Below are 13,253 nucleotides of genomic sequence, written 5' to 3'. Positions count from 1 at the left end.
GCAGCGGGCCGCCCGGCGCGGGCGGGGACAGCGGGCCGGGACGCGGGCGGCGGCAGCCGACCGGTGCCACCGGCCGCGCCGACGGGGCCGCCGAGGAGCGGCTGGGCGGCGGCTTCGTCGCCGAGGTCGTCCGGGTCGGCGACACCGTCCGGCGTACGCCGCCGGAGAACGCCGACTTCGTCGCCGCGCTACTGCGGCACCTGGAGCGGGTGGGCGCGGACGTCGCGCCCCGCCACCTCGGCACGGACGAGCGGGGCCGGCAGGTGCTCAGCCACGTCGACGGCCGGGTGCCGTGGCGGGACCGGGAGGACCCGGCGTACTTCGCCGATCCGGCGCTGACCCGGCTGGCCGAGCTGCTCCGGCGGCTGCACGACGCCTGTGCGGGCAGCCCGCTGGCCGGCGACGCCGAGACGGTCTGCCACCGCGACCTGTCCCCGAAGAACACGGTGTACCGGGACTCCCCCGCCGGCCCGCTGCCCGTGGCGCTGATCGACTGGGACCTGGCCGCGCCCGGCCGTCGGGTCGAGGACGTCGCCTTCGCCGCCTGGCACTGGGCGGCGCTGGGGCCGGACGCCGACCCGGCGGAGCTGGGCCGGCGCGCCCGGCTGCTCTGCGACGCCTACGAGGCGGCCGGCGCGGAGCCGCTCGCGCTGCCCCGCGCCGAACTGGTCGACGTGATGCTCGCCCAGCTCGACGGCACCTGGCGGGGCATCGTGGCCGGCGCGGACCGGGGCGAGGAGAGCATGCGCCGGCTGCGCGACGCCGGGGTGCCACCGATGATCCGCGGCTGGCACGACTGGCTCACCGACCATCGCGCTACGGTGGCGGCCGCCCTGCGCTGACCGCCCGGGGCCACCGCCGCCAGCGGGCCGCGCCCGCCAGGACGACGCGTCACCGCGACGGGGAGACCAGCCCCGCCTCGTAGGCGGCGATGACGAGGTGCACGCGGTCGCGGGCGCCCAGCTTGCCGAACAGCCGGGCCACGTGCGCCTTGGCGGTGGCCGCGCTGATCACCAACTCGGCGGCGATCTCGCCGTTGGACAGGCCCCGGCCGACGAGGGTCAGCACCTCGCGCTCCCGCTCGGTGACGCCGTCGAGGGTCCGGGTCGGGGCGGTGGGGGTCGGCCGGCGGGCGAACTCGGCGATGAGCCGGCGGGTCACCCCGGGGGCGATCAGCGCGTCCCCGGCGGCGACCACCCGGACCGCGTTGAGGATGTCGTCCAGCGCCATGTCCTTGACCAGGAACCCGCTCGCGCCGGCGCGCAGCGCGGCGTGCACGTGCTCGTCGTCGTCGAAGGTGGTGAGCACGAGGACGCGGGTGACGCCGCCGTGCGCGGTGATCGCGCGGGTGGCCCGGATGCCGTCCATGCCGGGCATCCGCAGGTCCATCAGCACCACGTCCGGCACGACCTCGTGGGCCAGCCGCACCGCGTCGGCCCCCGTGCCCGCCTCGCCGACGACGTCGATGTCGGGGGCGTCGGCGATGAGCACCCGCAGGCCGGCGCGGACCAGTGGCTGGTCGTCGACGAGCAGCACCCGGACGGTCACCGTTCCCCCGTCCCGGGCCGCGAGCCGACCGGCTCCTTCGCCGCCGGTGGCGCCGGCAGCCAGGCCGCCACCCGGAAGCCGCCCTCCGGGCGCGGCCCGGCGTGGAACCGGCCGCCGGCCAGGGCGACCCGTTCCCGCATGCCGACGATGCCGTGCCCCTCGCCGCCGACCGTGCCGCCCCGACCGTCGTCGACGACCTCCACCACGACCTCGTCGGGGCCGTGCGTGACGGTGACCCGGCACCGGTCGCTGCCCGCGTGTCGTACCACGTTGGTGAGCGCCTCCTGCACGATCCGGAACGCGGCGAGGTCGACCTCGGCCGGGACCGGCCGCCGCTCGCCGCCGCGCCGCAGGTCCACCCGCACCCCGGCGTCGGCGGCGGCCGTGACCAGCCGGTCCAGGTCGTCCAGCCCGGGCGTCGGATCCAGCGACGCCGACTCCGACTGCGGGCGGCGCAGCGCGCCGAGCGTACGCCGCAGGCCGGCCAGGGTGTCGCGGCTGGTCGCCTCGATGGTGGCCAGCGCGGCGCGGGCCTGCGCCGGTTGGGTGTCGATGACCCGGGCCCCCACGCCGGCCTGGATGGCGATCACCCCGATGCTGTGGGCGACCATGTCGTGCAGCTCGCGGGCGATGCGCAGCCGCTCGGCGGTGACCGCCTCGGCGGCGGCGTGCGACCGGAGCGCCTCGGCGTAGCCGCGCCGGGCCCGCACGGAGTTGCCGACCGTCCACGCGGTGACGACCGCCAGCACGGAGATCATGGCCCGGCTCACCGGGTCGGTGGAGGGGTTCACGAAGCTCGCGGTGATCTGCACGGCGAGCGCCACGACGGCCACCGGCACCGAGACGCGGCGGGACCTCCCCGCCGCGATCAGCCCCACCACCAGGTCCACCGCCAGGAACTGCGCGTACCAGATGTCGACCAGGTAGCCGTCCTCCGGGACGTTGACGACCACGGTGACCACGCACGCCGCGACGAGCATCAGCGCCAGGGCCAGCACCGGCCGGCGCCGCAGCAGGCCGGCGGGCGGGGCCACCGCCAGCAGCGGCACCAGGTAACGCTCGGAGAGCCACCAGTCGCCGAACCCCACGCCGTTCCGGCTCGACGCCACCACCGGGGCCATGAGCACGGCGACCGGCAGCACCGCGACGCCGACCCAGGGCAGCACCGTCCGCGCCAGCGACGAGGCGCGGCGCGGCGGCGGCGCGGTCGTATCCATGCGCACACGGTAGCCAGCCTGCCGCCGCCCGGGCATCGGCCCACGGGCGTACGCCCCGGGGCTGACCGCCGCCCGCCGGATGTGGCCGGCGGGGCGACGCCTCGCCGGCCGTCGCCGGGCAGCGTGGGTCGGGTGATCGAACTGAACGCCCTGACGAGACGGTACGGCCGCACGACGGCCGTCGACGACCTCACCCTGAGCGTGCGCCCCGGCCACGTGACCGGGTTCCTCGGCCCGAACGGGGCCGGCAAGTCCACCACCCTGCGGATGATCATCGGACTCACCGCGCCGACCAGCGGCACCGTCACCGTGGACGGGGTCCGGTTCGCCGACCGGCCGCGCGGGCTGCACCACGCCGGGGCGCTGCTCGACGCCGGGGACGTGCACGGCGGACGCAGCGCCGTGGCCCATCTGTCGGCCCTGGCCCGCAGCAACGGCATCGGGCGCGGCCGGGTCGACGAGGTGCTGCGGGAGGTGGGGCTGTCGGCCGTCGCACGGCGGCGGATCGGCGGCTTCTCCCTGGGCATGCGGCAGCGGCTCGGGATCGCCGCGGCGCTGCTCGGGGATCCACCCGTGCTGCTCTTCGACGAGCCGTTCAACGGCCTCGACCCGGAGGGGGTGCGGTGGGTACGGGACCTGTTCCGGCGGCTGGCGGCCGAGGGTCGCACGGTCTTCGTCTCCAGCCACCTGATGAGCGAGATGCAGAACTGCGTCGACCGGCTCGTGGTGATCGGCCGGGGCCGACTGATCGCCGAACAGAGCCTCGCCGAGTTCGCCGCCCGGAGCACCCGGGCCAGCGTGACCGTCCGCACGCCCGACCCGGCGACGCTGGCCGCCGTGCTGGCGGCCGAGGGCGCCGACGTGCGACCGGCCGACACCGGGGCGCTCGTGGTGACCGGCCTGCCGGCCGCCCGGATCGGCGACCTCGCCCTCGCCCACGGCATCGGGCTGCACGAGCTGACCACCCGCACCGCCTCGCTGGAGGAGGCGTTCATGGAACTCACCGCCGCCAGCGTCGAATACCTCGCCGGGGAGGGGACCCGATGACCGTCGTGACCGCGCCGACCCGCCGACCGGCCGTGACCGGGGCGCCGGTCCGGTTCCGGGACCTGCTGGCCGCCGAGTGGATCAAACTGTGGTCGCTGCGCTCGACCCGCTGGACGCTGCCGCTGGTCTTCCTGTTCGTGGTCGGCACGAGCGTCAACGCCAGCCTCGCCGACCACCGGAACTGGCCGACCTACCCCGAGGGGCGCCGGGAGATGTTCCGCCTGTACGGGCCGGTGCGCGACGCCTTCCCCGAGGCCGGCTACCTGCTGCTGGTCCTCGCCTCGGCCACCGTCGGCGCCCTGACGATCGTCGGCGAACACCAGAGCGGGCTGATCCGCGCCACGTTCGCCGCCGTTCCCGCCCGCCGGGCGGTGGTCGCCGCGAAGGCCGCCGTGCTGACCGCCGTCATGCTCGTCCTCGGCACGGTCACCGCGGCGACCGCGTTCTGGGTGTCCCAGGCGATCCTCGCCGACCGGGCCGCCGGCTGGTCGATCGGCGAGCCGGGGGTGCTGCGCGCCGTCGCGGCGAGCGCCGTGCTGGTACCCGTGTGCGCGCTGGTCGGGATGGGTCTGGGCGCGCTCACCCGACACGCCGCCGCAGCCGTGGCCACGGCCACGGCGGTGCTCCTGCTGGCGCCGATGCTGGTCGACAGCGACGAGCACCGGTGGATCGCCGAGCTGCACGACGCCCTGCCCCTCGCCGCCTGGCTGCGACTGATCGAGGTGCATCCGGACGTCATCAACCCGGACCCGTTCCCGGCCACGGTCACCGGCGCCTGGCTGACCCTCGCCGCCTGGTCCCTGGCCGCAGCGCTCACGGCCGTGACCGCCACCCACCGCCGCGACCCCTGACGCGGGAAACAGCGCGGGAGGGAGGAAAGGAGGAAGGGCCCCTTCCGGTTCGGGAGCTACCGGAGGGGCCCTTCCTCAGGGCAGGGTCAGGCGACCACGGAGACCATGCGGCCCTTGACCACGATGACCTTGCGGGGCTCCTTGCCGGCCAGCGAGGACGCGACCGCCTCCAGGGCCGCCGCGCGGACGGTCTCCTCGGGCGCGTCGGCGGGGACCTCGACCCGGCCGCGCACCTTGCCGTTGATCTGCACCGGGTAGGTCACCGTCTCCGCCACCAGCAGCGCCGGGTCGGCGGTCGGGAAGTCCGCGTACGTCAGGGAGGTGTCGTGCCCCAGCCGGCGCCACAGCTCCTCGGCGACGTGCGGGGCGAACGGCGCCAGCATCAGCACCAGCGGCTCGGCCACCTCGCGCGGGGTCTCCGCCAGCCGGGTCAGCCCGTTGGTCAGCTCGATCAGCTTGGCGATCGCGGTGTTGAACCGGATCGCCTCCATGTCGCCACGCACCCCGTCGATCGCCTTGTGCAGCAGTCGCCGGGTCGCGGCGTCGGCGGGGGCGTCGGTGACCCGCAGCGCGCCGGTCTGCTCGTCGACGACCGCCCGCCAGACCCGCTGCAGGAACCGGTACGACCCGACCACCGCCCGGGTCTCCCACGGGCGGGACACCTCCAGCGGCCCCATCGACATCTCGTAGACGCGGAACGTGTCCGCCCCGTACGCGGCGCACATCTCGTCCGGCGTGACCACGTTCTTCAGGGACTTGCCCATCTTGCCGTACTCGCGCTTGACCTGGGTGTCGCCCAGGTAGAAGCCGCCGTCGCGCTCGGTGACCTCCTCGGCCGGCACGTAGGCGCCCCGGGCGTCGGTGTACGCGTACGCCTGGATGTAGCCCTGGTTGAACAGCTTGCGGAACGGCTCGAACGACGAAACGTGCCCCAGGTCGTACAGCACCTTGTGCCAGAAGCGCGCGTACAGCAGGTGCAGCACGGCGTGCTCGGAGCCGCCGACGTACAGGTCGGTGCCCCCGCAGTCGCCCTCGCCGCGCGGCCCCATCCAGTACGCCTCGTTCTCGGCGTCGACGAGCCGCTGCGAGTTCGTCGGGTCCAGGTAGCGCAGCTCGTACCAGCACGAGCCGGCCCACTGCGGCATCACGTTGGTCTCGCGGGTGTAGCGCTTCGGGCCGTCGCCCAGGTCCAGCTCCACCTCGACCCAGTCGCGCCGGCGCGACAGCGGCGTCTCCGGGTTGCTGTCGGCGTCCTCCGGGTCGAAGGTGCGCGGCGAGAAGTCGTCCACCTCGGGCAGCTCGACCGGCAGCATCTCCTCCGGCAGGGCGATGGCCGCCCCGGTGGAGTCGTACACGATGGGGAACGGCTCGCCCCAGTAACGCTGCCGGGAGAACAGCCAGTCGCGCAGCCGGTAGGTCACCGCGCCGGCGCCGTGCCCGTTGGCCTCCAGCCACTCGATGATCCGGGCCTTCGCCTCGGCCACCCCCAGGCCGTCCAGGTCCAGGCCGCGCTCGGGCGCGGCGCTGTTGATCGCCGGGCCGTCCCCGGTGTACGCCTTGCCGTCGAAGCCCTCCGCCGGCTGCACGGTACGCACGATCGGCAGCTCGAAGACCTCGGCGAAGGCCCAGTCCCGCTCGTCCTGGCCGGGCACCGCCATGATCGCGCCGGTGCCGTAGCCGGCCAGCACGTAGTCGGCGATGAAGACCGGGATCCGCGCCCCGGTGGCCGGGTTGGTGGCGTACGCCCCGACGAAGACGCCGGTCTTCTCCTTCGTGTCGGCCTGCCGCTCGACGTCGGTCTTGGCCGCCGCCGCCTTGCGGTACGCCTCCACGGCCGCGCGCGGGTTGGCGTGCCCGCCGGTCCACGCGTCCTTCGTCCCGTCGGGCCAGGCGGCCGGCGCCAGCGCGTCGACCAGCTCGTGCTCGGGGGCCAGCACCATGTAGGTGGCGCCGAAGATCGTGTCGGGCCGGGTCGTGAACACCCGGATCGGCTCGACGGCGGTCGGGAAGTCGACGTGCGCGCCCTGCGAGCGGCCGATCCAGTTGCGCTGCATCAGCTTGATCGGCTCGGGCCAGTCCAGCGTGTCCAGGTCGTCCAGCAGCCGGTCGCCGTACGCGGTGATCCGCATCATCCACTGCTTCAGGTTGCGCTTGAAGACCGGGAAGTTGCCCCGCTCGGAGCGGCCGTCGGCGGTGACCTCCTCGTTGGCCAGCACGGTGCCCAGCCCCGGGCACCAGTTGACCGGCGCCTGCGAGACGTACGCCAGCCGGTGGTCGTCGACGACGGCCCGGCGCTCGGCGACGGACAGCTCCGCCCACGGCCGGCCGTCGGGGGTCGGCCGGTTGCCGCCCTCGAACTCGGCGATCAGCTCGGCGATCGGGCGGGCCCGCTTCGCGTCCGTGTCGTACCAGGAGTTGAAGACCTGCAGGAAGATCCACTGCGTCCAGCGGTAGAAGTCGGTGTCGATGGTGGCCACCGAGCGGCGCTCGTCGTGGGCCAGGCCCAGCCGGCGCAGCTGCGCCTTGTAGCGCTCGATGTTCGCCACCGTGGTGGTGCGCGGGTGGGTGCCGGTCTGCACCGCGTACTGCTCGGCGGGCAGGCCGAACGCGTCGAAGCCCATCGCGTGCAGCACGTTGCGCCCCGCCATCCGCTGGTAGCGGGCGAAGCAGTCGGTGCCGATGTAGCCCAGGGGGTGGCCGACGTGCAGGCCCGCGCCCGACGGGTACGGGAACATGTCCAGGACGTACAGCTTCTCCGCCCCGGCGCGGGGGTGACCGGGGTCGGCCAGCGGGCCGGTCGGGTTCGGGGCGTGGAACGTCCCCTCCCGCGCCCAGGCGTCCTGCCAGCGCTGCTCGATCTCCTCGGCCAGGGCCGCGGTGTACCGGAACGGGGGAATGTCGGCCGGTGCTGCCTCACTCATGGCGTCTCCTCGCTTCGCTCGTCGCCGCCGGCCACGCCACGGCCGGGCTGGGTGCTGACCTCGCTCGGCGCGGTCATGTCGGTATGGCTCGGGTCTGTCCGCCACCGGCGCCGCGCCGCCACAGGGCCGGTGCCGGTGCCGCCCGCCGGGGCGTCCGGCGGAGGACACAAAAAAGCCCCTCGCGCAGGAGGGGCCGCCGTGCTGTCACGCGTCAGCGCATCAGCACGGCCCGGTAAGAAGCAGGAAGAATCCGGCCATGACCGGGAGTGTACCCCGCCGTCCGGTCCCGCACGTCGCCCGCCACCACCGGTCGGGACGGGCGGGCGGGGACGTACGCGCCGCGGCAGCCCTTCGTGATCATGAGCGGCACCGAGAGCGACCGCCGGATCCCCCGACCCGGCGAATATTCGGTGCGTAACCGACCGTCTACCTGCGGGGGTCGGCGACAGCGAGAAACATGGTTAGCCTGAGAGACCAGTGAGATTTCTGCGGCAGACGAGGCTCGGCGTCGCGAACCCTACGGCGGGTCCAGCTGCTCTATACAGAGCTGCCGTCCGGCGACGAGGAGGAGGCCCGTGACACAACAGACCTGGGACGAGGTGGGCGGCCTGTTGCCGCACGACGAGTTCCGCGCCGCCAGTGAAGCCATCGTGTCGAACATCGAGCAGGTCATCGAGGGCAAGACCGCCACCGTGCGGCTCGCCCTGGCCGTCCTGCTCGCCGAGGGCCACCTGCTCATCGAGGACGTGCCCGGGGTCGGCAAGACCAAACTCGCCAAGGCCATGGCCCGTTCGATCGACTGCTCCGTGCGCCGCATCCAGTTCACCCCCGACCTGCTGCCCAGCGACGTCACGGGGGTCAGCGTCTACAACCAGGAGACGCACGACTTCGAGTTCCGCCCCGGTGCGGTCTTCGCCAACCTGGTCGTCGGCGACGAGATCAACCGCGCCTCGCCGAAGACGCAGTCCGCGCTGCTGGAGTGCATGGAGGAGCGCCAGGTCACCGTCGACGGCGTCACCTACCACCTCCAGACGCCGTTCATGGTCATCGCGACCCAGAACCCGATCGAGATGGAGGGCACCTACCCCCTCCCCGAGGCGCAGCGCGACCGGTTCACCGCCCGCATCGCGATGGGCTACCCGGACCCGAGCGCCGAGCTGGCGATGCTCGACGGGCACGGCGCCACGGACCCGCTGGACGAGCTGCGGCCGGTCTCCGACGCCAACACCGTGCGGCAGCTGATCGGCCACGTCCGGCAGGTGCACGTGGCCGACGCCGTCAAGCAGTACGCGATCGACCTGGTCACCGCCACCCGCGAGGCGTCCGACCTGCGCCTCGGCGCCTCCCCCCGGGCCACGCTCCAGCTGCTGCGCACCGCCCGCGCGGTGGCCGCCCTGGAGGGCCGCGACTACGTCCTCCCCGACGACCTTCAGGTGCTGGCCGTGCCGGTGCTCGCGCACCGGATCATCCCCACCGCCGACGCCCAGCTCGCCCGGCGCACGACCGACGCGATCGTCTCCGAGCTGGTGCACCGGCTGCCGCTGCCGCACGACCGCGGGCGCTCCCCGTACGACACCCGCCCCACGGGCGAGGGCAACGGCCGAGCCACCTACGAGCCGCGGGGGCGGTGACGTGCGCGACGGGCTGCGAGGGCTGACCACCCGCGGCCGTTCGTTCCTCGCGGCCGCGGTCGCGGCGGCGGTCTCGGCCGGCATCCTCGGCGAGAAGGACCTGCTCCGGGTGGCCGTGCTGCTGGCCATCCTGCCGCTGCTCGCCGCGGCCTACGTAGGGCGCAGCCGCTACAAGCTGGCCTGCAACCGTTCGCTGGACCCGCACCGGGTGCCCGTCGGGGCGAGCTCCCGGGTGGTGCTGCGGTTGCAGAACATGTCCCGGCTGCCCACCGGCACCCTGCTGCTGGAGGACCGGCTGCCGTACGCGCTGGGCAGCCGGCCCCGGGTGGTGCTGGAGCGGCTCGGCGCCCACCAGGCCAGCTCGGTGGCCTACACGGTGCGCGCCGACGTGCGCGGCCGCTACGAGGTGGGTCCGCTGGTGATCCGGATGACCGACCCGTTCGGGTTGTGCGAGCTGAGCCGCGCCTTCCCGAGCACCGACCACCTGACCGTCATCCCGCAGGTCACCCCGCTGCCCTCGGTGCGCCTGCCCGGCGAGTACGCCGGCAGCGGCGACAGCCGGGCCCGCTCGGTCGCGGTGCACGGCGAGGACGACGCCGCCACCCGGGAGTACCGGATGGGCGACGACCTGCGCCGGGTGCACTGGAAGTCCACGGCGCGCACCGGCGAGCTGATGGTGCGCCGGGAGGAGCAGCCCTGGGAGAGCCGGGCCACCGTGGTGCTGGACACCCGCGCGTACGGCCACCGCGGCGACGGGCCGACGGCCTCCTTCGAGTGGGCGGTCTCCGCCGCCGCGAGCATCGCGGTGCACCTGCGGCAGGCCGGCTACAAGCTGCGGCTGGTCACCGGTTCCGGCGCCGACGTGGACGCGTCGGAGGCGACCGGCGACGGGGTGCTGCTCGACCACCTCGCCGAGGTCCGGCTCGACAAGTTCGGCGAGCTGACCACGCTGGTGCAGCGGGTCCGGCAGCGGTCGGACGGCGGCCTGATCATCGGCCTGTTCGGCTCGGTGAGCACGGCCGAGGCGGAGCTGCTGGCCGGGCTGCGCGGCAACGGCGCCACCTGCGTCGGCTTCCTGCTCGACAGCTCCACCTGGCTCAACCTGCTGGCCAAGGCCCGGGCCGAGGCCGAGCACGCGCACGGCGCCGCGGCGCTGGCCATGTTGCAGAGCGGTTGGCGGGTCATCGGGGTCGACCACGGCACGCTGCTGCCCGCGCTGTGGCCGCAGGCGGGTCGCGGTTCGCAGGGCTTCGCGCTGCGGGCGGCCATGGCCGAGACGGTGGCCGGCGGCATGCGATGAACGGAAGGGTCCCCTCATGATCGCCCACCGGAACCTGGGCTTCGTGGCCGCCGCGGCGACGCTGCTCGCCGCCGCGCCGCTGTCGGCCATCTTCGAACGCTGGACGTGGCTGATCCAGGCGACGATCGCGGTGGCCGTGGTCGCCGCCGTGGCCGCGCTCGCCCGACTGGCCCGGGTTCCGCTCTGGGGCCAGGCGCTGGGCATGCTGGCCGGCCTGACGCTGGCCCTGACCTGGCTCTTCCCCGGCGGCGCCGAACTGTTGGGCATCGTGCCCACCCCGTCGACCTTCACGCACTTCGGCGAGCTGCTCGACAGCTCCCTGGAGGACATGCGCTCCTACGGCGTCAAGGTGCCCGACACCGACCCGCTGCTGTTCGTCACGGTGCTCGGGGTCGGCGGGGTGGCCGTGGTGGTCGACGTGCTCACCGTCGGGCTGCGTCGGCCGGCGCTCGCCGGCCTGCCGATGCTGGCGATCTACTCGGTGCCCGTCGCGGTCTACGTGGACAGCGTCCCGGCGGTGCCGTTCGTCGTCGGCGCCGCCGGCTACCTCTGGCTGCTGGTGACCGACAACGTCGACCGGGTCCGCCGGTTCGGCCGGCGGTTCACCGGCGACGGGCGGGACGTCGACGTCTGGGAGGCCTCGCCGCTGGCCGCCGCCGGCCGGCGGCTGGCGGTGGTGGGCGTGCTGCTGGCCGTGGTGCTGCCGCTGGCCGTGCCGGGCATGACGGGCGGGCTGCTGGACACCCTGGGCGCCGGTTCGGGCAGCGGCAACGGCAACGGCCGCCCCGGGCAGGGCGGCTCCGGCAGGATCGACCTCTTCGCGGCGTTGAGCGGGCAGCTCAACCAGTCCGAGGTCGCCGACCTGGTCAAGGTCACCACGAACGAGACCAACCCCTTCTACCTGCGCTTCGGGGTGGCCGACAAGCTCACGCCGAGCGGCTTCCGGGAGGGCACCCCCACCGGCCGCCCCGTCGGCGACCTGCCCGCGCCGTCGGCGCGGGGCGTCGAGCAGCGGACGTACCGGGCCACGGTCGAGGTGACGAAGAACCTCACCATGCCGCTGCTGCCGGTCTACACCGAGCCGGTACGCGCCGAGGACCTGAACGGCAACTGGGCGTACGACCCGAGCCTCCAGGTGGTCTTCTCCAACCGGGACAACTCGCGCGAGAAGCGCTACGCGTTCGACTACGTGCGCTCGGTCTACACGCCGGCCGCCCTGCGCCGGTCCCAGCCGCTCCCGGCCGACCACGCCGTACGGCGCCTGCATCCCGCGCCGCCGCCGGTGCCGGAGGTCGAGGAGCTCGTCAACACGCTGGTGCGGGGCAAGGACACCGAGTACGACAAGGTCCGCGCGATCTACGAACACTTCTCCTCGGAGAACGGCTTCACCTACTCGCTCAGCACCAAGGGCGGCACCAGCGGGCGGGAGATCGTCGACTTCCTCGACAACAAGGTCGGCTTCTGCCAGCAGTACGCCGCCGCGATGACGTGGCTGGTCCGGGCCGCCGGCATCCCGGCCCGGGTGGCGTTCGGCTTCGCCAACGGCAGCAACTCCAACGACGGCACGTACACCCTGACCAACCGGAACCTGCACGCCTGGACCGAGGTCTACTTCAACGAGGTCGGCTGGGTGCCCTTCGACGCCACCCCGGCGTACGGCGTGCAGGGCTCGACCCGGTCGGCCTGGGCGCCCGACACCGACGCCCCGGAGGAGGAGACGCCGACCCCCGGCTCGTCGAGCGCCCCCGGCGACGTCGGCCCGTCGGCCGGCCCGGCGGGGCCGGAGGGCCCCGAGGAGGACATCGACTCCGGCCTGGCCCTCGGCGGCGAGGCACCGACCGAGCAGGCCCCGGTCTGGCCCTGGTACGCCGCCGGCGCGGTGCTGGCCCTGCTCGCTCTGCTCGCCCTGCCGGCGCTGCGCCGCGCGGCCCTGCGCCGGCGCCGCAGCGGCACGGCGACACCGGCCGCGCCAGCGGTGCGCCCCGGGACCGCCGGCGACGCGCCCGCGGACGGGCGGCGCATGGTGGTGCTGGCGGACGCGGAGCGGGCGCGGGCGGACGCGCACGCCGCCTGGGACGAACTGCTCGACACGCTGGTGGACTACCGGGTCCGGGTGGACCGGACGGAGACCCCCCGGGCGACCGCCGACCGGTTGTCCCGGGAGGCGCTCACCGCCGACGCGGGGGCGACCACGGCGGTTCGCCTGCTCGGCCGCGCCGAGGAACGCGCCCGCTACGCCCGCGACCCGCTGACCGGCGAGGAGCTCCTGCCGGCCCTGCGCGCCGTACGCACCGCGCTCGCCGCACGGGCCGACCGGCGCACCCGCCTGGTGGCCGCGGTGCTGCCGCCGTCGGTGCTGCTGCGCTGGCGCATGGGCACGGCCGAGGCGTCGTCCCGGCTGGTGGCAACGGGCGGTCGGGTCCGGCACCGGTTGCTGCGCTGGAACCCGCGTCGCCTGCTGGCGAGCCGCATGGCCCGCTGACCGACGGACGAACGGGCCGGTAGGGGCACACCCGCCCCCACCGGCCCGTCGCGTTCGCGGGGCGGTGTCGCGGGACGGTGGGGTGTCCCGGATGGCGGGTGCCGGGGTGGCCGGGAACCCGGGACCGGCACACCGGAACATGCGAAGACGCACGCCCGGGGACGTGCGGAACCGCCCGAGGCGTGCGGAAGCGTCAGTGGCCGCCGGGGCGTCCCGGCGGCCGACTCGTCGTCGTCGCGGCCCGCCTCAGCGGCGG

Annotated in this window: 9 protein-coding genes; 6 read left to right on the top strand and 3 right to left on the bottom strand. The window is 74.7% G+C overall.

Features of this window, described 5'->3' with window-relative positions:
* A partial coding sequence (locus tag AB0G13_RS22565) for an aminoglycoside phosphotransferase family protein (protein WP_357877357.1) occupies nt 1-842 on the top strand: 842 nt, incomplete at its 5' end.
* Between the two features lie 49 nt (nt 843-891).
* Here the strand turns inward: AB0G13_RS22565 and AB0G13_RS22560 are convergent.
* Nucleotides 892-1,548, bottom strand: coding sequence for a response regulator transcription factor (locus AB0G13_RS22560; protein ID WP_357877354.1), 657 nt, complete (start codon nt 1,546-1,548; stop codon nt 892-894).
* Nucleotides 1,545-2,765, bottom strand: coding sequence for a histidine kinase (locus AB0G13_RS22555; RefSeq protein ID WP_357877351.1), 1,221 nt, complete (start codon nt 2,763-2,765; stop codon nt 1,545-1,547). Before AB0G13_RS22555 ends, AB0G13_RS22560 begins: the two co-directional genes overlap by 4 nt.
* Before the next feature lie 123 nt (nt 2,766-2,888).
* Here AB0G13_RS22555 and AB0G13_RS22550 point away from each other — a divergent pair, with 123 nt between their 5' ends.
* Together AB0G13_RS22550 and AB0G13_RS22545 are read left to right on the top strand one after the other, a co-directional pair.
* The gene (locus AB0G13_RS22550) at nt 2,889-3,812 is read left to right on the top strand and encodes an ATP-binding cassette domain-containing protein (RefSeq protein WP_357877348.1); all 924 of its coding nucleotides are present in this window, start codon (nt 2,889-2,891) and stop codon (nt 3,810-3,812) included.
* Nucleotides 3,809-4,663, top strand: a complete 855-nt coding sequence (locus AB0G13_RS22545; RefSeq protein ID WP_357877345.1) for a hypothetical protein — start codon at nt 3,809-3,811, stop codon at nt 4,661-4,663. The genes AB0G13_RS22550 and AB0G13_RS22545 overlap by 4 nt, the downstream gene beginning before the upstream one ends.
* A gap of 86 nt (nt 4,664-4,749) precedes the next feature.
* Here AB0G13_RS22545 and leuS read toward each other — a convergent pair whose 3' ends face one another.
* On the bottom strand, nt 4,750-7,584 hold the full coding sequence (leuS, locus tag AB0G13_RS22540; protein WP_357877342.1) for a leucine--tRNA ligase: 2,835 nt from the start codon (nt 7,582-7,584) through the stop codon (nt 4,750-4,752).
* Nucleotides 7,585-8,159: 575 nt separating this feature from the next.
* Between leuS and AB0G13_RS22535 the strand changes: the two genes are divergently transcribed.
* The 3 genes from AB0G13_RS22535 to AB0G13_RS22525 are packed head-to-tail and all read left to right on the top strand — an operon-like array spanning nt 8,160 to nt 12,997.
* On the top strand, nt 8,160-9,215 hold the full coding sequence (locus tag AB0G13_RS22535; RefSeq protein ID WP_357877339.1) for a MoxR family ATPase: 1,056 nt from the start codon (nt 8,160-8,162) through the stop codon (nt 9,213-9,215).
* 1 nt (nt 9,216) lies between these two features.
* Entirely contained in the window at nt 9,217-10,515 is a 1,299-nt protein-coding gene (locus AB0G13_RS22530) for a DUF58 domain-containing protein (RefSeq protein WP_357877336.1), read from the top strand.
* A gap of 16 nt (nt 10,516-10,531) precedes the next feature.
* Nucleotides 10,532-12,997, top strand: a complete 2,466-nt coding sequence (locus AB0G13_RS22525; RefSeq protein ID WP_357877333.1) for a DUF3488 and transglutaminase-like domain-containing protein — start codon at nt 10,532-10,534, stop codon at nt 12,995-12,997.
* The last annotated feature ends 256 nt before the right edge of the window (nt 12,998-13,253 follow it).

It is taken from the genome of Micromonospora sp. NPDC023633 (assembly GCF_040640035.1).
Lineage (GTDB): Bacteria > Actinomycetota > Actinomycetes > Mycobacteriales > Micromonosporaceae > Micromonospora.
Note: the sequence above shows the minus strand (reverse complement) of the source record. Positions and strands in the feature narration are given on the sequence as shown.